This is a genomic window from Hymenobacter siberiensis (assembly GCF_018967865.2).
GTDB lineage: Bacteria > Bacteroidota > Bacteroidia > Cytophagales > Hymenobacteraceae > Hymenobacter > Hymenobacter siberiensis.
Map to the genome: position 1 here is coordinate 518,677 of NZ_JAHLZY020000001.1, position 26,707 is coordinate 545,383.

General features: G+C 61.7%; 19 protein-coding genes. 8 read left to right on the top strand and 11 right to left on the bottom strand.

The features are described from left to right. Entirely contained in the window at nt 1-522 is a 522-nt protein-coding gene (locus KQ659_RS02210) for a GNAT family N-acetyltransferase (protein WP_216685445.1), read from the bottom strand. A 495-nt stretch (nt 523-1,017) separates the two neighbouring features. Here KQ659_RS02210 and KQ659_RS02215 point away from each other — a divergent pair, with 495 nt between their 5' ends. Beyond that, nucleotides 1,018-5,697, top strand: coding sequence for an HYR domain-containing protein (locus KQ659_RS02215; protein ID WP_216685444.1), 4,680 nt, complete (start codon nt 1,018-1,020; stop codon nt 5,695-5,697). An 86-nt stretch (nt 5,698-5,783) separates the two neighbouring features. Here KQ659_RS02215 and KQ659_RS02220 read toward each other — a convergent pair whose 3' ends face one another. Beyond that, the gene (locus KQ659_RS02220; RefSeq protein WP_216690358.1) at nt 5,784-7,355 is read right to left on the bottom strand and encodes an ABC transporter permease/substrate-binding protein; all 1,572 of its coding nucleotides are present in this window, start codon (nt 7,353-7,355) and stop codon (nt 5,784-5,786) included. Nucleotides 7,356-7,404: 49 nt separating this feature from the next. Continuing rightward, complete coding sequence (locus tag KQ659_RS02225; RefSeq protein ID WP_216690357.1) at nt 7,405-8,361, bottom strand: ABC transporter ATP-binding protein; 957 nt, start codon at nt 8,359-8,361, stop codon at nt 7,405-7,407. A gap of 90 nt (nt 8,362-8,451) precedes the next feature. Here KQ659_RS02225 and KQ659_RS02230 point away from each other — a divergent pair, with 90 nt between their 5' ends. Beyond that, on the top strand, nt 8,452-9,582 hold the full coding sequence (locus KQ659_RS02230) for an alpha/beta fold hydrolase (protein ID WP_216690356.1): 1,131 nt from the start codon (nt 8,452-8,454) through the stop codon (nt 9,580-9,582). A 66-nt stretch (nt 9,583-9,648) separates the two neighbouring features. Here the strand turns inward: KQ659_RS02230 and KQ659_RS02235 are convergent, their stop codons facing one another. Continuing rightward, entirely contained in the window at nt 9,649-10,005 is a 357-nt protein-coding gene (locus KQ659_RS02235; RefSeq protein WP_216678987.1) for an ASCH/PUA domain-containing protein, read from the bottom strand. Between the two features lie 325 nt (nt 10,006-10,330). Between KQ659_RS02235 and KQ659_RS02240 the strand changes: the two genes are divergently transcribed. From KQ659_RS02240 to KQ659_RS02250, 3 genes are all read left to right on the top strand, one after another. After that, nucleotides 10,331-11,326: a DUF1028 domain-containing protein gene (locus KQ659_RS02240; RefSeq protein ID WP_216678986.1), complete on the top strand. Its 996-nt coding sequence runs from the start codon at nt 10,331-10,333 to the stop codon at nt 11,324-11,326. 69 nt (nt 11,327-11,395) lie between these two features. Next, entirely contained in the window at nt 11,396-13,042 is a 1,647-nt protein-coding gene (locus KQ659_RS02245) for a M28 family peptidase (protein ID WP_216678985.1), read from the top strand. Nucleotides 13,043-13,143: 101 nt separating this feature from the next. Then, nucleotides 13,144-13,566, top strand: a complete 423-nt coding sequence (locus KQ659_RS02250) for a BrxA/BrxB family bacilliredoxin (RefSeq protein WP_216678984.1) — start codon at nt 13,144-13,146, stop codon at nt 13,564-13,566. A gap of 259 nt (nt 13,567-13,825) precedes the next feature. Here KQ659_RS02250 and KQ659_RS02255 read toward each other — a convergent pair whose 3' ends face one another. From KQ659_RS02255 to recQ, 4 genes are all read right to left on the bottom strand, one after another. Beyond that, nucleotides 13,826-14,689, bottom strand: a complete 864-nt coding sequence (locus KQ659_RS02255; protein WP_216690355.1) for an IS3 family transposase — start codon at nt 14,687-14,689, stop codon at nt 13,826-13,828. After that, on the bottom strand, nt 14,686-14,970 hold the full coding sequence (locus tag KQ659_RS02260) for a transposase (protein ID WP_216678982.1): 285 nt from the start codon (nt 14,968-14,970) through the stop codon (nt 14,686-14,688). Before KQ659_RS02260 ends, KQ659_RS02255 begins: the two co-directional genes overlap by 4 nt. Nucleotides 14,971-14,991: 21 nt before the next feature. After that, entirely contained in the window at nt 14,992-15,330 is a 339-nt protein-coding gene (locus KQ659_RS02265) for a GxxExxY protein (protein WP_226915678.1), read from the bottom strand. A 228-nt stretch (nt 15,331-15,558) separates the two neighbouring features. Further along, nucleotides 15,559-17,763 carry a DNA helicase RecQ gene (recQ, locus tag KQ659_RS02270; protein ID WP_216678980.1) on the bottom strand — a complete coding sequence of 735 codons (2,205 nt, stop codon included), beginning with the start codon at nt 17,761-17,763 and terminating at the stop codon, nt 15,559-15,561. Between the two features lie 350 nt (nt 17,764-18,113). On the opposite strand from recQ, the gene KQ659_RS02275 reads away from it, so the two are divergent. Together KQ659_RS02275 and KQ659_RS02280 are read left to right on the top strand one after the other, a co-directional pair. Continuing rightward, complete coding sequence (locus tag KQ659_RS02275; protein WP_216685440.1) at nt 18,114-19,130, top strand: KpsF/GutQ family sugar-phosphate isomerase; 1,017 nt, start codon at nt 18,114-18,116, stop codon at nt 19,128-19,130. Nucleotides 19,131-19,216: 86 nt separating this feature from the next. Continuing rightward, on the top strand, nt 19,217-20,299 hold the full coding sequence (locus tag KQ659_RS02280) for a mannose-1-phosphate guanylyltransferase (RefSeq protein WP_216678978.1): 1,083 nt from the start codon (nt 19,217-19,219) through the stop codon (nt 20,297-20,299). A 205-nt stretch (nt 20,300-20,504) separates the two neighbouring features. Here KQ659_RS02280 and rlmB read toward each other — a convergent pair whose 3' ends face one another. Both rlmB and KQ659_RS02290 read right to left on the bottom strand, forming a co-directional pair. Next, nucleotides 20,505-21,587, bottom strand: coding sequence for a 23S rRNA (guanosine(2251)-2'-O)-methyltransferase RlmB (gene rlmB, locus KQ659_RS02285; RefSeq protein WP_226915677.1), 1,083 nt, complete (start codon nt 21,585-21,587; stop codon nt 20,505-20,507). Beyond that, nucleotides 21,524-22,795 (bottom strand): GWxTD domain-containing protein, encoded by a 1,272-nt coding sequence (locus tag KQ659_RS02290; protein ID WP_216678977.1) that lies wholly within the window; start codon nt 22,793-22,795, stop codon nt 21,524-21,526. The genes rlmB and KQ659_RS02290 overlap by 64 nt, the downstream gene beginning before the upstream one ends. Before the next feature lie 447 nt (nt 22,796-23,242). Between KQ659_RS02290 and KQ659_RS02295 the strand changes: the two genes are divergently transcribed. Then, on the top strand, nt 23,243-23,449 hold the full coding sequence (locus tag KQ659_RS02295) for a hypothetical protein (protein ID WP_216678976.1): 207 nt from the start codon (nt 23,243-23,245) through the stop codon (nt 23,447-23,449). 163 nt (nt 23,450-23,612) lie between these two features. Here KQ659_RS02295 and KQ659_RS02300 read toward each other — a convergent pair whose 3' ends face one another. Next, complete coding sequence (locus KQ659_RS02300) at nt 23,613-26,624, bottom strand: protein O-mannosyl-transferase family (protein WP_216678975.1); 3,012 nt, start codon at nt 26,622-26,624, stop codon at nt 23,613-23,615. Nucleotides 26,625-26,707 lie beyond the last annotated feature (83 nt).

The following is a 26,707-nucleotide window of genomic DNA, read 5'->3' on the forward strand; positions in this document are numbered from 1 at the left end:
CTACAGCGATTTCTCCAGCACCAGCAGCACCAGCGGCTGCTTCGGAATGCCGTAGCGTGGGTCCGTGGGGAAGGGCTCGGTGGTGCCGGTGAGGTGGTAGCCGCGCCGCTCGTAGTAGGCAATCAGCTCGGCGCGCACGGAAATGACGGTCATTTTGCTAGTGGTACAGCCGTGCTGGCGGCCGTAGTCCTCGGCTGCGCTCAGCAGGAATTTGCCCACGCCCTGGGTCTGGCCGGCAGGGTTCACGGCCAGCATGGAGAGGTAGAGCAACTCGCCTTTGGCCTGCGCGTGGAAGCTACCGAGCAGTTCCCCGGTTTCGCTCTGGCAGAGCAGGATGGCGGCGTGGGGCAGGGCCAGCATGTCGCGCAGGCCGGCTTCGTCGATGCGCTGGCCGTCGAGCAGGTCGGCTTCGGTGGTCCAGCCCTGGCGGGCGGTGTCGCCCCGGTAGGCGGCGTTCACAAATTGGGTGAGGCTGGGGGCATCAGCAGCCGTAGCGGTGGTGAGGACAAACGGTTTCTTCATCCCCAAATCTACACCGGCCGGGCAAGGGGAGGCTCAGGCATCAAATGCCCCCTGCCCAGGCAGCATCTTCCCTGAGAAAGCAAATAGAACGTGTGGTAATGAAAAATTAGAATAGTTAAATCTATAATTTGCCTCCGTGCGACAGTTTTTTGAAAATACTTTTTGTGTTTTTCACTGATAAACTATGTGATGAGTGCAAAAATATTAACTTATAGTTATTGCTAATAATATAATCTGTTGATATTGTATTTGATGAATTTGCCAAGTTTTAAACGGGAGTAATTGCGAAAATCGTCAACTGTCAGAGTTGCATTTGCGGTTTTACGTAAAACTAACATTTGTATTTTAGGCGAATGAAATTGTAGGTTTGCTGCCCCGGTACAGATTAGCTTTTAAAATTTTCATATAATAAAAAATCTAAAATCTAGCCTAAAGGGATTGCCTCTCGCTTTCGTTAGTCTTACCATTCAATTTTCACCCCTGCTCAACTTCTTCATGGACAACACGCTTACTCATTCATTCATTGCCCCAACGGGAAGCGCCGGCCAGCCGATGCGTGCCAGTTGGCCGACGCTAGGGGCCGCCTGGCGCTTGGTGCTGCTGTGCTGCGTACTGGCTTTGGGCGCGGCTTCGCCGGCCCGCGCCTCGCACTTTCGCTACGGCAACATTACATGGCGCACGGTTACTACTGATGCCACTGGGCGCACCGTGCAGCTAAAGGTCAGCGAGTCGTTTCGCCGCAGCTTTTTTAGCGGTAATATCGTCGTGGGCTCGGTCGTTTCGGTGGCTGATAATCTGTATTTCGGTGACGGGGGCGTCACTTCCATCAACCTGACTGTGACATCCGTAGATGTGGCTGCTGATAACTTTTATGGCGAGTTTACGGTCACGCACACCTACCCGGCCGCTATTAACTACACGGCCTACTTCAGCAGCAGCGCCCGCCTGAGTACCCTCTTCAATAATGCCAACGGAACGTGGTACGTCAAAACCATCGTAAATGCCGGAACTGGGAATAACTCGCCGGTTTCGACGCTGCCCCCGGTGGTGAACCTGGCCACCGGCCAGGCGGCTGCAGCCTTCCAGCTGGCCGCCAACGACCCCGATGGCGACCCCCTCACATATAGCCTGGCCACCTCAGCCGACCTGAACGGTACCGCCTTCACCAATGCGCCTGGCCTGGCCATTAATGCCACTACGGGCGGCATTACGTTTAATACTGTGAGTGCCCCGGTGGGCCGCATATACGATGCGATGGTAAAGGTGAGCGATGGAAAAACCGTTGTTCTGGTCGATTTTATTATCCAGATTACCAATGTTTCGGCCCCGCCGAAATTCGACTACAGCATTACTCCTTCCAACAACTACGTGTACCAGGTGGCTCCTGGTACCCCCATCAATTTCTCGGTGCGGGCTACCGATAGCGACGCGGGCGACATCGTGACGCTGAAAGGCATTGGCTTGCCCCCCGGCGCCAGCATGAGCCCAGCTCTGCCCGCCACCGGTAACCCGGTGCTAAGCACGTTCTCCTGGACGCCCACCACTAGCACACTCGGTACCAGTGTTATCACATTTGTGGCGCAGGACGCGGTAGGGGTACAGACCAACACCTCCGTGACCATCCAGGTAAGCACCAAGCCGACGTTTGACGTGCCACCAACGCCGTCTAACGGGAGCATCGTGCAGATTACGCCGGGCACACTGGTAACCCGTACCATTCAGGCTTCGAATGTAGACCCCGGTACGCTGGTGCGTATTATGAGTGCCACGGGCCTGCCGGCCAGCGCCAGCTACTCGCCCGCCCTGCCTACCCCGGCCGCTAACCCCACCAGCACCCAGTTGAACTGGACGCCCGTAGTGGCCGACTGGGGCCTGAAGGCGGCCACCTTCACGGCCCAGAACACGAACTCCAGCGACCAGAGTACCCACAGCCTGCAGTTTGTGGTGAACTCGGCCCCGAGCTTTACCTCGACCCCCGCGCCGGCTTCGCTGTCGGTGGTGGCCGGGCAGCCGTTCAGCTACAGCATCTCGATGACTGACCCAGACCTGCCCTACGGCGACAAGCTGGAGATAGAAACGCCGACCCTGCCCGCCTGGCTGACGCTGGTGGACAATGGCGACGGCACGGGTACCGTGAGCGGCACACCCGCCGTGGCCGATGCCGGCAGCAACCCCGTGACCCTGGTAGCCGCCGACCTCTACCACCACGGGGCCAGCTACGGCCTCATCACGCAGTCGTTCAGCATCACCGTCATTCCCTGCACGGTGCAGGCCCACGCCACCCCGCTCACGCTGGTACTCGATGCCAATGGCACGGCTACGCTCACGACTGCCCAGTTTGATGGCGGCTCGACGGCTTCGTGCGGCATTGCTTTGATGACGCTCTCGCAGTCGGCCTTTAGCTGCGCCAACTACGGCGCTAATCCGGTGACGCTGACCGTGACCGATGCCAACGGTAACGTTAGCACCGATACTCAGACCGTGCTGGTGGACGACACGATGGCCCCTACGGCTGTGGCCCAGAACGTGACCGTATACCTGGATGCCAACGGGCAGGCCAGCATCACGGCCGCCCAGGTCAACAACGGCAGCAGCGACAACTGCGGAGCTATTACGTTGAGCCTTCAAAAGCAGGGATTGGTATCCGCATTTAGCCAGGCGCAGGAGCACAGTGTACTCACCCTTTCGGCTCCGGCCGGGGCGGTATTCACCGCCGTAAACTTTGCCAGTTACGGTACGCCCAACTTCGTGAATGGGACGTTTCAATATGGTAACTGCAACGCCACCAACAGCCAGTCGATAGTAGAGTCGTATGTGCTGAACCAGAATACGGCTTCTATCTTGGCTGACAACTCGGTATTCGGTGACCCCTGCTACGGCACCTTCAAGCGCCTCGCCGTGCAGGCTACCTACACTTTGGGCAGCCCCGTCCCCCAGCTGGCCTATACCTGCGCCAACGTAGGCTCGGCCAACAACCCGGTGCTATTGACTGTGACCGACGCCTACGGCCACGTAAGCACTGCTACCGCCAACGTGACCGTGCTGGATGCCATTGCCCCAACGGCCGTGGCCCAGAACGTAACCGTGCAGCTCGATGCTAATGGCCAGGCTAGCGTAACCGCCGCCCAGGTCAACAATGGCAGCGCCGATAACTGCGGCGTGGCTAACGTGAGCGTATCGTCCGGCAGCTTCACTTGCGCCAACCTGGGTGCCAACCCGGTAACCCTGACCGTGACCGATGCCAGCGGCAACGTTAGCACCGCTACTGCTACCGTAACGGTGCTGGATAATATCCTGCCTACCATCACGGCCCCCGCTGCCTTGACTGTGAGTGCCGATGCCGGCCAGTGTAGCGCCACCGGCGTGGCCCTGGGCACGGCTACGGCGGCCGACAACTGCTCGGCTATGGTGGCTAGCAACGCTCCGGCCACCTTCGCCAAGGGCACGACTACGGTAACCTGGACGGCGACCGATGCCAGCGGCAACACGGCCACCGCTACCCAGTTGGTGACCGTGAACGACACCGAAGCTCCCACGATTTCGGCCCCGGCTATGGTGTCGGTTTCGGCCGACCTGGGCCAGTGCTCGGCTAGCCATGTGGCCCTGGGCAATCCTGTTGCCGGCGACAACTGCACCGGCGTAATGGTAACGAGCAATGCCCCCGCAGTTTTCCTCAAAGGCCTGACTACCGTAACCTGGACTGCTACGGATGCGGTCGGCCTCACTGCCACCGCCACGCAGGTAGTGACCGTACTGGATGTGGAGAACCCCATCATCAGCGCGCCCGCCGCGGTAGTAGTAAGTGCTAACCCCGGCCAGTGTAGCGCCACGGGCGTGGCTCTGGGCAATGCTATTGCAACGGACAACTGCTCCGGCGTAACTGTAGCCAACAATGCCCCGGCCACCTTCGCCAAGGGCAGTACTACCGTCATCTGGATTGCTACCGACGCCGCTGGCAACAAAGCCACTGCCACCCAGACGGTAACCGTGAACGACACCGAGCGCCCGAACCTGATGGTGCCCGCCAACATGGTGGTGAGCGCCCCGGCTACGCAGTGCGGGGCCACGGTGAGCTTCAATCCCACTGCTACCGATAACTGCGCCGGTGCCACGGTGGTTGCCAGCCCGGCTTCGGGCAGCACCTTCCCGGTAGGCACCAGCACGGTAAGCGTGACGGCCACCGACGCCAGCGGCAACACCAGCACCGGCAGTTTCACCATGACGGTGAACGACGTGACGGCCCCGACCGTAGCGACTCGCACCGTAACCGTTACGCTGGTAAACGGCGTGGCTTCGGTGACGGCCGAGCAGGTCGATAATGGCAGCACTGATGCCTGCGGTATCCGTAGCCTGAGTCTCAACCGTACCAGCTTCAGCTGTGCCAACCTGGGCAACAACCCCGTAATCCTGACCGTGACCGACATCCACGGCAACGTGGCCAGCGCCCCGGCCACGGTGAGCGTAGTGGGTACTATTCCGGCTCCGGCCATTGCGGTAACGCCCAGCAGCACAGTGTACACCGGTGGCGTCGCTACCAACCTATACATCGGCTACGGTGCTCAGAGCGCCACGCTAACTGCCTCGGGCGGCGTGAGCTACGTCTGGATTGGAAGCAAAGGACTCAGTAGCAATACCGTATCCAATCCCGTGTTCACGGCTACCACACTCGGCACGTTCACCTTCACCGTGACGGCGACCAACCAGTACGGCTGCACGGCCACGGCTACGGTGACGCTCCACGTCATCAATGCCTACTGCGATAAGGACAAGGTAATTGTGTGCCACAACGGCCACGAAATCTGCATCTCGCCCAACGCCGTGCCGGCTCACCTCACCGGCCACCCCGGCGACCAGCTGGGTAACTGCACCACGGCTGTCCGCGGTGTAGCGGCCAACGCTCCGGTGGCCAATTCCACCAACGAGCTGTCGGTGTTCCCGAACCCAGCGGCTGATAAGGCTACGGTGTCGTTCCGGACGGCAGAGAATGGCGCAGCACAAGTAGTGGTATACAACCTGCTTGGCCAGCGCATTGCTACTCTCTACGATGGTACCGTAACGGCTGGCCAGCTCTACTCGGCTACGCTCAACAGTGCCAACCTGTCCACCGGCTTGTACGTGTGCCGCCTCGTTACTAATGGTAAAACCGAGTCGCTGCGACTGAACATCGAGCGGTAATACCACGCCGTCAGGCATCTGAAAAATCCCCTGCCAGAGTATCTGGCAGGGGATTTTTGGTTGAATGGCTGCGGCGCGCCGCCGTGCTACTGCCGCAGATACCCGCTCAAATCCGACACACTCATGATGCCAAGCTTCTGCGCCTGCTGCCCACGCATGAGCAGGGCATACGTATTGTTGAAGCCCAGCGGGGCCAGCCACTCCAGGCCAAAGCGGCGGCGGAACTCTGCGCGTACGTAGTTCAGCACCGCTGCCGGCCGCCCGCCCAGCGAGTCGACCACGGCGGGCCGGGGCTGCAGCAGCACCAGCAGGCCGGTGCCGGTGTACTCGGGGTACATATCGATGGCCCCGCTGCGCAGCGCCTCGAAGCAGATGGTGGTGCCGCCGAGGCCGGTTTTGGTTTCCACCGCCAGGTCGGTATTGCCCCGGATGAGGGCCGCGTATAGCTCGGCCAGAATGTACTGCTCGGCGAAAATCTTCGAGCCCAGCTTCACCACCGCCGCACCCGACACGGCCGGGCGGGCATCCCGCCACAGCCCGCGCCGCCGTAGAAAGGCTTCGGCAATGGCTTTTGGGGCCTGATGCAGGTAGTCGGCCCGGTAGTTCAAATCGGTCATTACCGAGTCCGAAATCTGGTTGTCCAGCATCGCCAGAATTGCTCCCAGCTCGGGATGCTCGCGCAGCAGGGCGGGGCGCACCACGGGCACGGCGTAGTAGGGCGGGAACACGCGGCGGTCGTCGCGCAGCACGCGCAGGCCGTAGGCCCGGATGCGGCCGTCGGTGCTGTAGCCGTCAATCACGTCCACGTTGGCATTGCGGGCGGCCTCATACACCAGCGCGGGGGCCAGCACCACGCTGGGCAGGTGTGTGAGGCCGTAGCTTTTGGTGAGGCCCGGCAGCCCATCGGCCCGCCCCACAAACTCGGGGCTGAAGCCGGCCAGCAGCTTGCCCGTGGCGCGGGGCAACAGGTATAGCCCGCCCAGCAGTGGCAGTGCCACCAGCAGCGCCGCGCCCACCTGCCCCAGGCGGCGCGTGCTCAGCTTTTGCACGCCGCCCAGCAGCGCATCAAACGCCAGGGCCAGGCCGGCGGCGGGCAGGGCACCGGCCAGTATCATCACCGGGTTGTTGAGGGCGATGCCGCCGAAAATGAACTCGCCCAGCCCGCCGGCCGCCACGTAGGCCGCCAGCGTGGCCACACCCACGTTGATGACGGTGGCCGTGCGAATGCCGGCCATGAGCACCGGCAGCGCCAACGGCAATTCTACCCGGCGCAGCACCTGCCCATCGGTCAGGCCGAGGCCCCGGGCGGCTTCCACCACGGCCGGCGGCACCCCCCGAATGCCCGCCAGTGTGTTGCGGATAATGGGCAGTAGCGAATACAGGAACAGCGCAAAAATGGCCGGTTTCGGCCCAATGCCCAGCACCGGAATCAGGAAACCGAGCAGGGCGATGCTGGGCACCGTTTGGAGCACGCCAGCCACGCCCAGCACCGCCGGGGCCCAGCGCGGCCGGCGCGACAAAAACAGCCCCAGCGGCACGCCCACCAGTACCCCCAGCAGCAGCGAGCCCGCCGTGAGGCCGATGTGCTGCACCGTTTGCTCGCCGAGCTTGCCGGCCTGCTCGTGCCAGAAAGTGAAGAGGGCCGTTAGCGTTTCCATGGGCAAAGGGGGAGCGGGGAGTGGGAAGCGGGGAGTGGGCGCAGGGGGCTTAGCGTTTCCATGCGTCCTCCTCCCGTTGTAAAGCTTCGCCAAAACCCGCCATCAGCTGGGCCACCGTGAAGGGCGCTGCCGCTGCTGCTGAGCCGGTCAGGGCTTCCAGTGCCTCGTGTACGGTGGTTCCAGCGCGGAAAGCGTCTTTTGGTCCTTCGGCTTCATTGCCCTCAAAAACATCGCCCAACGTGAGCGTGCGTAGCTGCAAAGTCAGCCGTTCGGCCGCAAAAAACCGGCGTACAAAGTCGTTGGCGGGTCGAAACAGCAGCTCGCGCGGCGTGCCCAGTTGCTGAATCTGGCCGGCATCGAGCAGCATAATGCGGTCGGCGAGCTCGAAGGCTTCGGTCACGTCGTGGGTCACGAGCACCATCGTTTTGCTGCGCAGTTCCTCCAGCTCCCGAAACTCGTGCCGGATGCTGGCCCGGGTTACGGGGTCGAGGGCCCCAAAGGGCTCATCGAGCAGGATGATGGGCGGGTCGGCGGCCAGGGCGCGGGCCAGCCCCACGCGCTGCTGCTGCCCGCCCGAGAGCTGGTGCGGATACTGCTCGGCGTAGCGCGCGGCCGGCAAATGCAGCCGCGTGAGCAGCGCCTCGGTGCGCGCCGCGATGGCCGCCGGGGCGTGGCCCAGCAGGCGGGGCACCACGGCCACGTTCTCGGCCACGGTGTAGTGCGGCAGCAGCCCCACCTGCTGAATAACGTAGCCAATGCCGCGCCGCAGCACTTCGGGCCGCTGGCTGAGCACATCCTGGCCGTTGATTTCGATGCGGCCGCCATCGGGCTCAATCAGGCGGTTGAGCATTTTGAGCAGCGTGGTTTTGCCGCAGCCGCTGGGGCCCAGCAGCACCAGCGTTTCGCCGGCTGCTACCGCAAACGACACGTCCTGCACCACCGCGTGCGCCCCAAACGCCTTGCGCAAATGCGATACTTGGATGACGGGCGGCGGGGTTTGGGGCATAAAGCAACAACGGCGAAGGAGCAAGGTAAACCCGCGGCGCTCCATCGGGTTACAGCTACCGGCGACTGTTCGCCGCTTTTCTGCTGCTCTATGCGCCATTCGTTCCGGTCTTTGCTATTGCTTGTCGCCCTGCTGGGGGCGGCCCCCGCCGCGCTCCGCGCCCAGGACGCGCCCGCCACCCCGCCGCGCCCCGACCGCACGCCGCCCCACGTCTTCACCATTCCCAATTTCCGGACTGAAAGCGGGACCACCCTGCCCCTGGCCCGTGTGGTGTACGGCACCTACGGCCACCTCAACGCCGCCCACGACAACGCCATCCTGCTGCCCTCGCACTACATGGCCGACCGCCACGGCTACGAGTGGCTCATGGGGCCGGGCAAGGCCCTCGATACCACCAAAGTATTCCTGGTCACCAGCGAGCTGTTTGGCAACGGCCATTCCTCGTCGCCCAGCAACACGCCGGAGCCCTTCCACGGCCCGCGCTTCCCCGTCATGACCATCCGCGACAACGTGGCCGCTGTGCATCAGCTGCTGGTCAATGATTTGAAAATAAACCACCTGCGGGCCATTATCGGCTTTTCGATGGGGGCGCAGCAGGCCTTTCAATGGGCCGTGAGCTACCCCACCTTTGCCGACCGCCTCGTGGCCACCTCGGGCACGGCCAAAACCTACCCCCACGGCATCGTGCGCCTCGAAGGCCAGATTGCGGCCCTCACCGCCGATGCCGCCTTCCAGAACGGCGACTACACCGCGCCGCCCACCAAGGGCATTGAAGCCTTTTCCGTCGTCTGGACGGCCTGGCTCTACTCGCAGGAGTGGTGGCGGCTGGAGCTCTGGAAAGCCGATAATAAGCCCGGCACCACCTTCGAGCAGGTGCTGCACGAGTACCGCACGCACTTCATCCCCGGAGCCGATGCCAACGACCTGATTTTGCAGATGAGAACCTGGGAATCGAATAACGTGGGCGCCACTACCGGCTTCGGAGGCAACGTCGAAAAGGCCCTCCGCAGCATTAAAGCGCCCATTCTCTACATGCCTTCGGCCACGGACCTGTACTTCCCGCTCACCGATGCCCGCTACGAAGCCGCCTTCATCCCGGGCGTGGTGCTCAAGCCCATTCCGTCGTTGTGGGGCCACACCGCCGGGGCCGCTCCCAACCCCGCCGATGCCAAGTTTCTGAACGACAACATCAAGCAGTTTCTGGCGCAGCTCCGGCGCTAGAGGCAAGAGAACGGTCATGCTTCGGCTGCGCTCAGCATGACCGTTTTTACAGCAGCTAAGACGCGGCTACCAGAGCCGAATATCCGTCATGCCCGCCGGAATGGGCGGCTGGTTGCTGAAACCCAGCACGCACCAGTCGGCCTCTACGCCGAAGTTGCCGCCTTGCAGCACGTAGCTCACCCAGCGGGTAATGGTGCGGCCGGTATGGTTGTTGGCTTCGGGGTCGAACTCGCGCAGCAGCAGCACATCGCCCACCTGAAAATCCTCGTGGTTGCGGCGCACATCGAAGGGCTTGTAGCCCGCTCGCACCGCCGCGAAGCAGTCGGGCCACAGCGGCAGCTCGTGGGTGTGCACGTGGGTTGGGTCGGAGGCGTGAAACTGGGGGGCGAAAGCCTCGGAAATCAGGTTTGGGTACGTAGTCATATAATTGCGATGCTAAATAAAGGTAAGCTGCTCCCGGCCGGAGGGCCAGCAGCTGGCCCGCTACGGTAGGGCGCGGAATCTTATCAAGATAATGAATAATGGCGGGCCAAGGGGCAGTAACAATAAGGAAATCAGTGCGGTTCCAACGCTTCGCGCGTTGTTGTTTCCCGCATCGCCGTGGCTTGGCCCAGCCGGTGCGGGATGCGAAAACCCACCGTCGGGCTATTTAAATCGTTTGGGGTCGGAGCCTGGTGCGCGAATTCCTGCCACCTTTCGCCGCCTGAGTTGTCCTTTTGTAAATTCATTCATTTTCTCTTCCCCGCTCATGCGCTTTCAGTACCTGCTATCCTCATTGCTGCTTCTGTTGCTGGTCGGCCGGCCCGCCGCCGCCCAGATGTATTCCCGCACCGACCCGTTTGCCCACACCTTCAGTATTGTAGCCCGCGACCCGGCCACCGGCGAAATGGCGGTGGCTGTGCAAAGCCATTGGTTTTCGGTGGGCACCTCGGTGAGCTGGGCCGAGGCCGGCGTGGGCGCGGTGGCCACGCAGTCATTCACCAACAAGTCCTTTGGCCTGCGCGGCCTGGCCCTCCTAAAAAGCGGCAAAACGGCCCAGCAGGCGCTCGATGAGCTATTGAGCAACGACGACGGCCGCGACGTGCGTCAGGTGGCCATTCTCGACAACCAGGGCCGCGTGGCCACCCACACCGGCAAAAAATGCGTTGATATGGCCGGCCACCAGCAGGGCAACCAGTTCTCGGTGCAGGCCAACATGATGCTTTCGGATAAGGTGTGGCCCGCCATGGCCGCCGCCTACGAAGCCAATGCCAAGCTGCCCCTGGCCGAGCGTGTGCTGGCCGCCCTCGATGCCGCCCAGGCCGCCGGCGGCGACGTGCGCGGCCGGCAGTCGGCCGCGCTGCTGGTGGTGCGCGGCACCGCCACCGAAGGCCCCTGGGCCGACCGCCTCATCGACCTGCGCGTGGACGACAGCGCTGCCCCGCTGCCCGAGCTGCACCGCCTGCTCAGTCTGGACCGCGCCTACGACCACATGAACGCCGGCGACCTGGCCGTGGAAAAAAATGACATGCCGAAAGCCATTCAGGAGTATCAGGCCGCCGAAAAAATGTTTCCCCAGAACCTGGAAATGAAGTACTGGCACGCCATTACGCTGGCCAATAAGCAGCAGGTGCCCGCCGCGCTGGCCTTGCTCCGCCCCATTTTCAAGCAGGAGCCCAACTGGCGCACCCTCACCCAGCGCCTGCCCAAAGTAGGCCTGCTCACGGTAACCGATGCCGAGCTGAAGCAGATTCTGGCGCTGTAGGCTAGAACGTCATGTCTCGGCTGCGTTCGACATGACGTTCTTTGTGTTGGCTGTATTCTCACGAAATCTATGCAAACATCTCTCTGTCTCCTCGCTGCCCTGCTCCTCAGCACCTCCGCCAAGGCGCAAGCCCCGCTCATCGTGCCCAAGCCCGTAGCTGCCGCCTTAGAGCAAGTGCAGCCCGCCGCCATCAAAGCCCACATCGCCTACCTGGCCGACGACCGCCTGCTGGGCCGCAAGGCCGGCACCCCCGGCTACCAGATGGCCGTCGATTACGTGACGCAGCAGCTGAAAACGCTGGGCGTGCAACCGGCCGGCGAGGGTGGCACCTTCATCCAGAAAGTGCGGCTGCGGCGCGCCTTCCTCCAGCCCGGCGCTGCTTTCACGGCCCGCGATGCGCAGGGGGCTGCAATGCCGCTCACGGCCGGGCCGGATTACGTGGTGTACCCCAGCCCCGAGCTGCCCGCCACCAGCGTGAAGGACGCCCCGCTGGCCTTCGCCGGCTTCGGCATCAACGCGCCCGAGCTGGGCTACGACGACTACGCCGGCCTCGATGTGAAGGGCAAGGTGGTGATGATTGTGCGCGGGGCACCCCGCACATTTGCGTCCACCGTAGCCTCGGCCAGCCAGGATTTGGCGGGGCTGCTGAAGGCGGCCATCAACCACGGGGCCGTGGGGCTGATACTGGCCTCTGCCCACGCCGGCGCGCTGCCTGACCTCAAAAACGGCACGTACAGCGTGCTCGGGGCCGATGGCAAGGTGGCTGTGTCGCGCACCTTTGCGCCGGGCAGCCGGCAGCAGTTCTACGGGGCTGTGAGCGCGGCCACGCTCCAGCGCCTGCTGCAGGCCTCGGGCCTCGATACCACGCAGGCTTTCGCGGCCATGCGGAACGGTAAACCAGCCTCAGCGGGCCTGAAAACAACGATTAGCGCCAGCGCGCAGGCTACTTATCAGGATATTGAGAGCTACAATGTGGTGGGCAAATTCGTGGGCTCCGATGCCAAGCTGCGCGACGAGTACGTGGTGCATTCGGCCCACCTCGACCACCTCGGCGTGGCTGCCCCGGTGCGGGGTGACTCGATTTACAACGGCGCGCACGATAATGCCTCGGGCGTGGCCTGCGTGCTCGAAATCGCCAAAGTCTATTCCCGCCTCAAAGACCGGCCGAAGCGCAGCATGCTCTTCGTGTTCATGACCGGCGAGGAGCTGGGCCTGCTGGGCTCGTCGGCTTTCGCCACTAATCCCACCGTGCCCAAGGCTAAAATCGTGGCCGATATTAACATGGACATGCCCACTATTATTGCCCCGCTGCTCTCCGTGGTGGCGCTGGGCGGCCAGCATTCTACGCTACTTGAACCCGTGCAGCGCGCCTGCGCTTACTTGAATATTGACCTGGAAAAGGACCCCGAGCCCGAGCAGAATCGCTTCATCCGCAGCGACCAGTACAGCTTCGTGACGGCCGGCATTCCGGCCCTGCACCTCAAATACGGCAATAAAACCGCCGATGGCCGCAACAACCTCAGCGAAGATGTGCAGAAGTGGCGCGCCGCGACCTACCACAAGCCGCAAGACGACATCAACGGCCGCTTCGACTTCGAGGCCGGCCGCAAATACGTGCAGCTCTGCTTCCTGGTGGGCTACCAGGTGGCGCAGGCCCCGGCCCGGCCCCAGTGGAACAAGGGCGACTTTTTCGGCCAGCGCTACGGCCAGCGGTAGCCGCCGCCCCGGAAACCTTCTGGCCGGCTCAATGGGTTAGACCTTCGTACTTTTGCACCCGTACGCGGCCCCGCCGCTTTTCAATCTAAATTATTACGACAATGGCAGTTTATCCCGAATACATGGTGGCGCCCATCCGCCAGGACCTCACCGAAGTTGGTTTCGAGCAGCTGATGACGGCCGAGGAGGTTGACTCCGCCCTCGCTTCGAACGAAGGCACCGTGCTGGTGGCCGTGAACTCGGTGTGTGGCTGCGCCGCCGCCAAAGCCCGCCCCGCCCTGAAAATGGCCCTCGCCAGCGCCGACAAAAAGCCCGGCAAGCTGGTCACCGTTTTTGCCGGCATGGAAACCGAAGCCGTAGCCAAAATGCGCGAGCACCTGCTGCCCTATCCGCCCTCCTCGCCCTGCATCGCCCTGTTCAAAGACGGCGAGCTGGTGCACATGATTGAGCGCTACCACATCGAAGGCTCCGACGCCATGCGCATCGTGAACAACCTGCAAGGTGCGTTCGAAGAGTACTGCTAAATCACTGATTTTTAGGATTTAAGCGGAGTTCACGGATTTTGTGGACGATTGTGAAGGGCCCCAGCTGCGTGCGCAGTTGGGGCCCTTTTTATGTTATTGAGGCGCAATTAATGGGAGAGCGGGCGGGAGGGATTGTGGAGGAAGCATTTGAACCGGAGGCTGGATTCGCCAAAATTGACTAGAAGCGCAACTTCCAGGTGGTAAGCTTTAAGGTAATTGTGTACTACTCCCCAAAAACTGGACAGTTTAGCGGGGCATGTTAAGTAATATGGTTATGATTGAATGTTTGATTGGTTTGGTAGACGTGGGCGGGCGTTTGGCCCCCGAGACTTTGGTGGGGCCGGCGGTGATTGTAGTAAGCAAAGTACGCGTGTAATTGCTGGTGTAGGTGCCGGCCGTCGTCGGCGGGGTTGAGGTAGATATGCTCCCATTTGACGGTGCGCCAGAGGCGTTCGATGAAGGCATTGTCGGTGGCGCGGCCCCGACCATCGCGGCTGATGCGGCAGCCGGCGGCCAGCAGGGCTTGCTCGTAGGCCAGGCTGGTGAATTGGCTGCCCTGGTCGGAGTTGAAGATGTACGGGGCGGGGGCTACGCGCAGGGCATCGGCCAGGGCTTGCAGGCAAAAGCCGACGTCGAGCGAGTTGGAGAGTTGCCAACTGAGCACGTAGCGCGAGTGCCAGTCCAAAACGGCGGCCAGGTAAAGAAAGCCCTTGGCCATGGGCACATAGGTGATATCCGTGCTCCAGACTTCATTCGGAGCGGTGGCCGGGCGGTCGCGCAGCAGGTAGGGATATGGCGTAACACCTTGATCAGGAATGGATAAGCGCGGATTGGGGTAAATCGGCTCGTGGCCCATCAGGCGCACGAGGCGGCGCACGCGCTTCTCGTTGACGGCGTGCCCGGCCAGGCGCAGGTGGTCGCGCAGGCCGAGTACACCCTTGAAGTTGTGCGTGGTGAACTCCTCATCGAGCAGGCGCATGAGGTGGAGATTATAGGCGCTTTCCCCGCAGGGCTGGTAATAAAAGCTGCTGCGCGCCAGGCCCAGGGCCTGGCAGCGGGCAGTCACCGAGCCGCCAGCTGGGTCTGGGGACTGCACCAGAGCGCGTTGCTGGGTCGTGCTCATCGGGGTAGCGTTTTTTTTAGCAGCACATTTTCCATTTGCAACCGCCCGATGGCCGCGTAGAGCGGCTCCACATCGGGGGCTGGCGCAACGGAAGCAGGGGCTTCGGCAAAGACCTGAACGGCTTGTTCGCGCAGCTGCAGCTTCCAGCGCGTGATTTGGGCCGTGGCCAACTGATAGTGGGCGGCCAACTCAGCCAGCGGTTGGCGCTCGGTGAGCGCGGCCAGCGCCACCTCGGCTTTGAACTCGGCCGTATAGCGACGGCGGGTGCGTTTTGGGGTCATAATCGAGCTAAGCTAGCCCGCTTAACCTGTCCAGCTTTTGGGGAGTACTACATTGATTGCCTGCGCATAGTTGAGGGAGGTTAATTCACTGGTTGCTTTTAACTCGACCAACACTTGGTCGTTGACCAGAAAGTCAGCCCGCCGCGACCCAATGGATGTTTCCTTATAGAAGACGGGCAAGTGTACCTCTGCTCGGAAAGCAACGTTAGCCGCCGCAAGCTCCACGCCCAGCCCCCGCTGGAAAATTGCCTCTGGAAACCCACTGCCCAACTCACTATGCACGCTCATGGCGCAGCCAATTATGGTTTCCGTAAGCCTGTTTAACCGAGTTTCAACTAACGTGAAACGGGTGTAATTCAAAACTACGCGCTGCCACCGCCAAGCAGAAGTTCGGACTGGTATCTGATGCCCTTAGTGGAGCCCAGAGGCAAGGGCCGATGACTCATGAAAAGGGCAGCGCGTAGTTTTGAATTGCACCCCATGAAACCAATCCATAAAAACAAATCGGACATTCAACAGCACGACATTGCCCCAAAATAATCGGCCACAAAATACGTGAAATCCGCTTAAATCCGAAAAATCAGTGATTTAGTTGGCTACCTCACTCAGGAACTTCACACGCACCAGCCGCAGCTCTTCTTCCGTAAAGTCATTGCCCAGCTCCTTCATCGCCACGGCAATGTTATCAGTATTGGCCGACATGAAGTAGCCGTAAATTTCGTCGCGTACTTCTTCTTCCACCATTTCCTCCAGGTAGTAGTCGATATTAAGTCGGGTGCCGGAGTAGCAGATGTGCTCGATTTCCTCCATCAGCTCGCCCATCGAAATGCCTTTTGAGGAAGCAATATCCTCCAGCATCATCTTCTTGTCAATCTGCTGAATGACGTATATTTTGATTTTCGAGCGGTTCACGGCCGACTTCACCACCACGTCCTCGGCGGTTTCGATGTCGTTGTCCTCCACGTATTTCTTGATGGCGGCCACGAACGGCGCACCAAACTTCTGGGCCTTGCCCTGGCCCACGCCCGATACGTGCGTGAGGTCGTGCAGGCTCTGGGGGTAGGTGGTGGCCATTTCCTTCAGGCTCGGGTCCTGGAAGAGGACGTAGGGCGGCAGGTTCTTCTGCTTGGCCACCTGCTTGCGCAACTCCTTGAGCTGGGCGAACAGGGCTTCGTCGTGGCCGGCGGCTTGCTGCTCCTCCACCTTTTCCTCGTCGGCCTTCTGCTCTTCGTCGAAGTTGTGGTCCTTCGTGAGCGTGATGGAGCGCGGGTTCTCGATGAAGTCGATGCCCTTCTCGGTGATGCGCACCAGACCCAGGCTGTCGATGTCCTTCTCCAGAAAATCGTTCAGCAGGCACTGACGCAGCACCGAGTGCCAGAACTGCGCGTCGCCCAGCGCCTTACCCTGGCCGTAAATCGGCAGCGCATTGTGGGCGTAGCTCTCAATGTGCGGGTTGTTGAGCCCCAGCAGCACCTGCCCGATGTGTTTAAGGTTAAAACGCGCCTCCGTTTGCACGGTCGCGCGCAGGGCCAGGCCCACGGCTGCTTCGCCCTCAAACCGCTCCTTGGGGTGGCGGCAGTTGTCGCAGAAGCCGCAGTCGGTGTCCAGCTGCTCGCCGAAGTAGTGCAGCAGCTGGCGGCGGCGGCACACGGCGCTTTCGGCGTAGTTGGTCATCTCGGCCAGCAGCTGGTGGGCGTTGTCGCGCTCGGTCACCGGCTTATCTTTGCTGAACTTCTCTAGCTTGAGAATGTCGTCGTAGCTGTAGAACATCAGGCAGTTGCCTTCCAGGCCGTCGCGGCCGCCGCGCCCGGTTTCCTGGTAGTAGCCCTCAATGGATTTGGGCGCGTCGTAGTGAATCACGAAGCGAACGTCGGGCTTGTCGATGCCCATGCCGAAGGCGATAGTGGCCACAATCACGTCGCATTCCTCGTTCAGAAACGCGTCCTGATTATCAATGCGCACCTGCTGGTCGAGGCCGGCGTGGTAGGGACGGGCGCGCACGTCGTTCACGCGCAGCAGCTCGGCAATTTCCTCCACCTTCTTGCGACTCAGGCAGTAAATGATGCCAGCCTTGCCCTTGTGCAGCTTCACGTACTGAATCAGCTGCTTTTTGGTGTTGTGTTTGGCGCGCACCTCGTAGTAGAGGTTGGTGCGGTTGAAGCTGGTTTTGAAGACGCTGGCGTCGTCCATCTGCAGGTTTTTCTGGATATCCAGCTGCACTTTGGGCGTGGCCGTAGCCGTGAGGGCAATAATGGGCACGTTGCCCCCGAGGTTATCGATAATGCCGCGAATCTTGCGGTATTCGGGCCGAAAGTCGTGGCCCCATTCTGAAATGCAGTGGGCCTCGTCGATGGCCACGAAGCTGATGGTCGACTTCAACAGGAACTCGATGGTGTCGTCCTTGGTGAGGCTTTCGGGGGCCACGTAGAGCAGGCGTACCTCGCCGCTTATCACGTCGCGCTGCACTCGTTTCATTTCGGTTTTGGTCAGGGTCGAATTGTACACCTGCGCGTTCACGCCGAAGGCCCCGAGCTGGTCGACCTGGTTCTTCATCAGGGCGATGAGGGGCGAGATGACGATGGCCGTGCCCGGCACCACAAGGGCCGGCAGCTGGTAGCACAGGCTTTTGCCCGCGCCGGTAGGCATAATCACAAACGTGTTGTGCCCGGCCAGCACGTTTTGAATAACAGCCTCTTGCGTACCCCGAAACTGGCCGTAGCCAAATACTTCTTTAAGCGTATATTTCAAATCGGCCGTGAGGACCGGGGCTTCTTGGAGGGCAACTGAGGACATGGGACAAAAGCACTGATGAAAGGCGTACCGACTCGCGGTTCATAACGAAGATAAGCAATAACCCCTATTTTCAGCATGAAAAATGGTGTTTCTCATGAATTGTGGAAAACAATTTATTCATATTGCTGCCGCTTGCGAAATGCGAAGAGGCTATTTGGAAAATTCGGGCTCTCAACCCCGTCCATCTGTGGCAAGTAGCGGTTTCCGAAGTGGCGAGCCACTTGACTTGACATAAGTTAGCGGTTGGCCTGCTATAAATTATCCATTAACCGGCACTGGCTGGTTTTGGCCGGGGGAGGCGGGCTCAGCTTCTTTCCCCCAATTTTGCAATAACATTTCGCGTCTTGCTCATGCCTGCTACTATCCATTCTGATAATGCCACCACCGGGGCGGCCCCGGTTGCCGTCGATGTGCTGGCCATTGCCCGCCAGGTGCTGTACGAGGAGGCCGATGCCGTGCGCGCCGTGGCCGACGCCCTTGCTGCCACGCCCGATTTCGTGGCCTGCGTGCAGGCTATCCTGCAGCTGGAGGGCCGCGTGGTAGTCACGGGTATTGGCAAAAGCGCCCACATCGCGGGCAAAATCGTGGCCACGCTCAATAGCACTGGCACGCCGGCCCTGTTCATGCACGCCGCCGATGCCATTCATGGCGACCTGGGCATGATTCAGCCGCAGGACTTTGTCATTGCCATCAGCAAGAGCGGCGACACGCCCGAAATCAAGGTGCTGGTGCCGCTGCTGCGCCGCAAGGGCGTGCCGCTGGCCGCGCTCGTGAGCAATGCCGATTCCTACCTGGCCCAGCAAGCCACTTACGTGCTGCACGCCCCCGTTACTAAAGAGGCCTGCCCCAACAACCTCGCGCCCACTACCAGCACTACCGCTGCCCTGGCCCTGGGCGACGCCCTGGCCGTGTGCCTGCTCGAAAGTCGCCAGTTCACGGCCGCCGACTTTGCCCGCCTGCACCCCGGCGGCACCCTCGGCAAGCGCCTCTACCTGAAAGTGGGCGACCTGAGCCGCCAGAATCAGCGCCCCCAGGTGCCGGCCGATGCCCCGCTGCGGGAAGTGCTGCTCGAAATATCGGGCAAGCGCCTCGGGGCCACCGCCGTGCTCGATGCCGCCGGCCAGCTCGCGGGCATCATCACCGATGGCGACCTGCGCCGGATGCTGGGCAGCTTTTCGGACCTGGAAAAGCTCAATGCGCGGGACATTCTAACGCCCCAGCCCGCTACAATTGATGTGGAAGACTTTGCCGCCGAAGCCCTGGCCCGCATGCAGCAACGCAACATCACGCAACTGGTAGTGACGGAGGACGGACAGTTTGCCGGGTTCATTCATCTGCACGACCTGCTGCGCGAAGGGTTGGTTTGATTGCGTTGGCTTTTCAATTATATAGTATTTATTGAGTAAATAGCAGACCTGCACGCCCCATCTCGTTCTCCTTTACATTTGCCTCAATGAATTCCAATTACATCGTTGTCATGGCTGGCGGTATTGGCAGCCGGTTCTGGCCGTTCAGCCGCACCAACCACCCCAAGCAGTTTCACGACGTGCTGGGCACGGGCCGCTCCATGCTCCAGCTCACCGTGGACCGCTTCCAGGGTATCTGCCCGCCCGAAAACGTGTTTGTGGTGACCAACCGCGACTACGTAGACTTGGTGCAGGAGCACCTGCCCCACCTGCCCGCCGACCAGATTCTGGGCGAGCCCATTGGCCGCAATACCGCGCCGTGCATTGCCTATGCCTGCTACCGCATTGCCCAGCGTGACCCGCAGGCTATCATCATCGTGACGCCCGCCGACCACGCCGTGCAGCGCGAAGACGAGTTTCGCCGCCTCATCGACATCGCCGTGGCGGCCGCCCGGGCCAGTGATGTGCTCATCACCCTCGGCATCCAGCCTTCCAGGCCCGATACCGGCTACGGCTACATCCAGTACATGGACGACCAGAGCCTGCCCGGCGGCCAGCTGCACAAGGTGAAAACCTTCACCGAAAAGCCCAATCTGGAGCTGGCCCGCATGTTCGTGGACAGCGGCGACTTTCTCTGGAACTCCGGCCTGTTTGTGTGGCGCGCCGAGGTCATCATCGATGCCTTCCACCACTATCTGGGCGACATTGCCGAGGTATTTGATGAAGGAGCCGAACAGCTGGGTACGACCGAGGAAGAGGAGTTCATCAGCCGGGCCTACTCGCGCTGCCGCAACATCAGTATCGACTACGGCGTGATGGAAAAGGCCGATAACGTGTACGTTCTGCCCGCCGATTTCGGCTGGAGCGACGTGGGCACCTGGGATTCGTTGCACCGCATCGGCAACCACGACGAAAACAACAACATGGTGAGCGGCGACGTGCTGCTCTACGATACGACCGGCTGCGTCATCAAAACCCCCGCCGACCGCCTCGTGGTAGTGCAGGGCCTGGAAGACTACATCGTGGCCGAGTACGACAACGTGCTGCTCATCTGCAAGCGCAGTGAGGAGCAGCGCGTGAAGGATTTCGTGGCCGATGTGAAGGCGAAGAAGGGCGGGGGGTATAACTAGGCTGCCGAAAACCTCCCCTCCTTACCAAGGAGGGGAGGTTTTGCGTAGCAAAAACGGGGGTGGTTGCGCCGTTGCACGACACCCGAGCGATTCCCGGTATAATCCGGGCGTTTTCGTTCGGGTGTCGTGCAACGGCGCAACCACCCCCGTTCGCGCCTCTTCGGCGCTCACATCCCCTCCTCAACTGAGGAGGGGAGTGGTCGTTCTACTCCGCTTGGTTCACGCGCTGCCGGGCCACTTCAAACATCATAATGCCAGCAGCCACGCCCACGTTCAAGCTCTGAATCTGGCCGCTCATGGGCACTTTCAGCTTCACATCGGCCAAGTTCAGGAGGTCGGGCGAGATGCCGTCTTCTTCTGAGCCCATGAGGATGGCTACGGGGCCGGTGAAGTCAATTTCGGCGGCACCTACTGCTTCTTCGGCTTTCTCGGTACAGGCCACGACGGTAATGCCGGACTGCTGGAGGAAGCGTATGGTTTCGTGCAGATTATTCTCGCGGCACACGGGCAGGATATTCAATGCGCCGGCACTGGTTTTCAGGGCGTCGCCGTTGATTTGGGCCGCGCCCCGGCTGGGCACCACGATGGCCTGCACGCCCAGGCACTCGGCCGTGCGGGCAATGGCGCCGAAGTTGCGCACGTCGGTAATGCGGTCGAGCAGCAGCAGGAAGGGTACTTTTCCTTCCTCAAACAAGCCGGTCACGATGGTATCGAGCGGCGCGTAGTCGATGGGCGATACAAAGGCTACCGCGCCCTGGTGGTTCTTGCGGGTCAGGTTGTCGAGCTTCTCCACGGGCACCAGCTGCACCTGGATGCCAGCGGCGCGGGCGGCCGCCGAAATGTCCGTTACGAGACTGTTTTTGGTGCCGCGCAGTAGGAAAATCTTCTCTAGGGTGCGGCCCGCGTTCAGGGCTTCCTGAATTGGGCGCAGGCCAAACAGCATGTCGATGCTCGCTGCCTGGGCCGGGCGATTTTCGTAGCGGGGGCGCTCGCCGCCGGCGTTGCTGCCGCGCTCGCTGCTTTCGCTGCGCTCGCGGTAGGGTGGGCGCGACTCGCCACGGTCGGAGCGGCCGGTGCGGTCGCCGGCGGCTTCGTCGCGGTTGTCGGAGCCGCCGCGGCCTTTGGGACGGGCGGGCAGGTCGTCAAATTCAGCGCCGCCACGGTCGGGGCGGAACTGTTTCGGGGTGACGGGGCGGTTGGCGCCGTCGTAAAAGCGGCGGCCGGCTACCGGGCGGGCAGGGCGGTTGGGGCGTTCGGGCCGGTCAGGGCGGTCAGTGGGGTTCTCCATTTTTCAACGGCGGCATACCAGAGCAACTCATACTCGGGCCGGCGCACCAATTCGTAGTAATCAGGGGCAAAGGTACTCGGCCGGGGCCGGAAGGTGTAGGTGATGGGCCCGCCGCCCAGCCCGCCATCGGAATAAAACCACCGTTCCTCGCCGTTGAACAGCCGCCGCACGCCCGGCGGCGGCCCCAACACCACGTACAGCAAGCCCCTATCGGTGAGCCAGCCGGCCTTGTGGGCCGCGAAAAGCCGGTTGGCCGCCGTCACGCGGCCGTAGAACTGCCGAATCAATTCCTTGCCCTGCCGCTGGTTGCCCTGGGCAATGTCGAGCCAGAATTTATCCACCGCCCGCTTAGGGTCGGGCGCGTCGGTGAGGCGCTGGCGCTCCTGGCTGGTGGTGAGGTAGCGCAGCGGCTCAATCAGCTCCGAGGCGGTGGTGAGGGCGGGATAATTATTAGCCCCCACCAGCACGGCCAGCGTGCGGATGGGCATGCCGCCCGCGCCGCCCACCTTCAGCGCGTACAGGCCGGCCTCCTGAAAGCGCAGCGGCTCGCCGGGCCGGGCCTCGGCCGAGTCGAGCACGGGCAGCAGGCGCGGGCCGGCGGGCATGGCGGCCGGGCTGGTCATGGGCGGCAGGGCGGGCGCGGGCGTCACGGCGTAGCGCTTCCAGCGTACGGGCTGCATCAGGCCGTAGCTGTCCACGCCGAAGGTTTCGCCGGCCCGCACGTAGCGGCGGGCCAGCGGCTGCCCCACCGAATCGGTGAGCACGAAGGGCCGCGCCAGCACGGATTCGGTCAGGCGCAGCCAGGCGGTGGTGGCGGGCTCCTGGTAGTCGTCTTTGGTATCGGCGGGGGCGGTGCTGAGCTGCAACATGGCCCCGGCGGGCACGCGGGCCGCCGCAATGCAGAAGCTGAGGCGCCGGCTGCCATCGGCCTCGGGGTGCGAGTGCTGTTGGCGGCGCGGGATGCTATCCTGCCACAGCGGCAGCTTAGCTTCGTAGCTGGGCCAGGCGGCCAGGCGTAGCGGGTGGCCAGGCCCGAGGCGGGCGGGGGCCGGCAGGCGCAGGTAGAGGCGCAGGCTGTCGCCCTCGCGGCGGGTGTCCACGGCCAGGTGCGGAGCGTCGCGGTAGAGGCCGGCGTAGTCGGGACGCGGGGCCAGCGGCGCGAAGGCCGTGAGCAGCAATACAACCAATAGAAGCAAACGAACCGGCATAGAATAAAACTACGTGAAAACGGACGGCATGGCTAACGAAGAATCTGCCCAAAGTGAAGTATTTGGTGCCGAATGCTCCGGCGGGCCGCATTTGCCCCCAACCCGATGAGTTAGGCGCAAGTGCGACCCGAATGTGTCCATGTCACTTCCTGTCGGAGACAGTTGAGGTCCTCGGGAGCACTTGTCTCCTTGTGCCAAATGCTCCCGAGAACCTCAACTGCCTATGTCACCTCGTTCCCAAGGCAGTTGAGAAATTATTGAAAAGGGTCGTTGCTTAAATGAAAATATCCCGAGCGGTTCTCACTTGCGTAAACTTGAGAGTAAGTAAGTACCAAGCCATTAGCTTTTAGCTGATAGCTGTAAGCCTTTGTTCTCATATCCAATTGATTACGCCGGTCTTATTGTTCGTTTAATTAGGGCTTAGCACTTAATAAACATCGTCTTTCCATGTCTCTCCGCCTCGACCGCACCGCGTTTCACGCCGGCACCCACGCCGAAACCGAAGCCTGCCACCGGGTGCAGGAGCCCGCCACCCTGGCCGAGCGTCTGCGGGTGGCCATGTACCTGAACAGCGTGGCCTTCAATTTCGACCTCAACAACCCGCCCCGACTGGACCGCACGGCGTTTTCGTGCCGCGCCCACGCGGAGCACTAGGAATGGGCAGTTTCGGCCGTAGCGCGAACTTTTAGTTCGCGTCCCCGTGCCGTTGCAACGATTGATGTTTGGGGACGCGAACTAAAAGTTCGCGCTACTAAAAAGGCCGGCCCGCACATTGCGGACCGGCCTTTATTCATTTACTCAGTCACCATCTCACCGCTTACCGCGGGTAGTACTGGTTCATCAGGCCCAGGGCTTTTTCGCTGCGGGGCTTGTCGCCGGCCATTTCGGCCGCGCGGTACACGCTTTGCAGGCCCAGGAGGTAGCCGCGCTGGTCGTCCTCAAACAGGCTGCCATCAGCTTTGGTGGCGTAGTAGGCCAGCATCTGCTCCGAGCGCTGGGTCATGGTGTCGAGAATCTGGTCGGCTTTGGCTTTCTCGCCGCCTGCCACCAGGGCGGGCACCAGCTGGGGCGAGTAGTAGTCGTAGGGAATGGCGGCGTCGGGCATCAGCTCCAAGGCTTTATCGGCCACTTCCTTGGCCTTGGCCACGTTGTTGGACGCCAGGTAGGCGTTGGCCAGGCGGGCGAACTTGTCGCGGTAGTTGGCCGGGAAGCGCAGGTTGTTCTCGTCGTAGAAAATCTTCGGGTTCTGTAGGCCGCGGTAGCTGAAATCCTTCAGCAGGCGCTGGTAGGTGAGGTCTTTCTCCACGTAGCCTTCGTCGCCGGAGCGGGGGTCGTAGTTCGGGTCCTTCAGGGGCAGCAGGCGGTAAGCCATGCCTTCGAGCTGGAAGTAGGGCTGCAGGTTCATGTAGTCGCTCGGGGCTACGGTGCTGCTGAAGTAGATGGGCCGCTTCCAGTTATTGGTGGCAATCATGTCCAGAATCACCAGGTTTTTCTTCTCGATGGCGCGCTTGCCCATGCTCCACTCCATCTTGCTCACGAGCTGGTTTTCGCGGCCTTTGGGGATGATGCCGAGCTTCTTCACGGCCACGGTATCAATGGGCAGGAAGAAATTAGGCGTCGGGAAGCTCATCATCATCGGGCCGTTTTCCTGGTACTGCACCTGCAGCAGCGGGTTGTTGCTCTTCACCAGCTCAATAAATTCCTTGAGGTTCACGCTGGGCACGGCCGGGTTGGCGGCGAAGGGCAGCATGTCGTTGGTGCCCTGGGCGTAGGCTGCCGCCGGCATCGAGATGGGGAAGGGCTGCGAGAGGTAGGAGCGGCGCTTCATCTGGGCAATGTACCAGTCGGTGTTCAGGTAGCTCAGCACGGCCACGCGCACGTCGGTCCGCACGCCTTCCACCTCCTGGGCGTACCAGAGCGGGAAGGTGTCGTTGTCGCCGTTGGTGAACAGGATGGCGTTCGGAGCGCAGCTATTCAGCAGGTTCTTGGCCGAGTCCACCGAGTTGTAGCGGTCGGAGCGGTCGTGGTCGTCCCAGCCCTGCGCGGCCATGATGCCCGGAATCAGCAGGCCCACGGCCAGGGCCAGGCCGGCCCGCAGGCCGTCGGCCTTCACCACTTTGCCGAATAATTCGGCCAGTCCCAGCACGCCCAGGCCTATCCAGATGGCGAAGGCGAAGGTGGCCCCGGTGAAGGTGTAGTCACGCTCACGCGGCTCGCGCGGCGGCTGGTTGAGGTAAATGACAATGGCCAGGCCGGTCATCAGAAACAGCAGGCCGGTCACCCAGGCGTCTTTGCTGTTGCGTCGGCTCTGGAACCACAGGCCGATGAGGCCCAGAATGAGCGGCAGGGCCAGAAAGTTGTTGTGCGCCGGGCTCTCGCCGATGCGGGGGGGCAGCGCCTTCGCGCTGGGGCTGAAGGGCGTAACCACGCCCGCCTGCTGCACGTCGGACTCGCGCCCCACGAAGTTCCACATGAAGTAGCGCCAGAACATGTGGCCCATCTGGTAGCGCAGCAGGAAGCCCAGGTTCTGGCCCATGGTGGGCTTCACGCCGTCCTGAATATCCACCCACTTCTTATAGTTGGCAATCTGGTCGGGCTCGTAGCTGTAGATGCGGGGCAGCAGCATCTTGTCCTCGTCGCGGTACACCGGCTCCTGCTGGCGCGGCATAATCTCCTTGTAGGTATTGGTCTTGGGGTCGCGGGCGTAGCGGGGGGCACCCTCGGCGTAGTCTACCGGCTGGGCGTTGAACTGCGGGCCGTAGAGCAGGGGCCGCGAGCCGTACTGCTCGCGCTTGAGGTAGCTCACGAAGGAGAGCACATCCTCGGGGTCGTTTTCGTTGATGGTGGGCTGAAAGGAGCTGCGAATCGGCACAATCAGGTAGCTCGAATAGCCAATCAGGATGAACGTGAAGCACAGCATGGCCGTGTTCAGCAACTGGCTGCGGCGCTGGAAAGAGAGGCGGAAGCCAAACCAAATCAGCCCGATAAACACAATCAGGAAGATGAACAGGCCCGAGTTGAAGGGCAAACCCACGGTGTTGATGAAGAACACCTCGAAGTTGCCGGCCAGCGTGGGCAGGCCCGGAATGATGCCCACCAGGATGGACCCCACGATAATCATGCTCACCACCATCACGATGATGCCGCCCTTCAGCGAAGGATTAGCAGTGCGGCGGTAGTAGTAAATGAAGCCCAGGGCGGGCAGCGTGAGTAGGTTCAGCAAGTGAACCCCGATGCTGAGGCCGATAACGTAGGCAATCAGAATGAGCCACTTATCCGAATCGGCTTCGTTGGAGTGCGCCTCCCACTTCAGCATAATCCAGACCACGGCTGCCGTGCACAGCGCCGACATGGCGTAAACTTCGCCCTCCACGGCATTGAACCAGAAGGAATCGGAGAAGGCAAAGGCCAGTGCGCCCACCACGCCCGCGCTCAGAATGAGCAGGCTTTGGTAGCCGCTGGGCTCAATGGCTTCGGCCGCCAGGCCGCTGTTGCCCGTGGCATCGCGCAGCACCATTTTGCGGGCCATGCGGGTGATAATCCAGAACAGAAACAGGACGGTAAAGGCGCTGCTCAGGCCCGATAGGGCGTTGATGAGCACGGCCACCTTGGTCACGTCGCCAAATGAAAACAGCGAGAACAGGCGGCCCAGCAGCAGGAACGTGGGGGCCCCCGGAGGGTGCGGCACCAGCAGCTTGTAGGAACAGGCAATGAACTCGCCGCAGTCCCAGAACGAAGCGGTAGGCTCCAGGGTGAGCAGGTAGGTAGCGAAGGCAATGGCAAACACGAGCCAGCCGACGAGGTTGTTCAGGCTTTTAAAGGAGCGCATAGAAACGAATGGGACACAAGACACCGGCAAATGTGCAAGCCGCACACTACCGGAAGAAGCAACGAGCAAATCGGTGAAAAGGC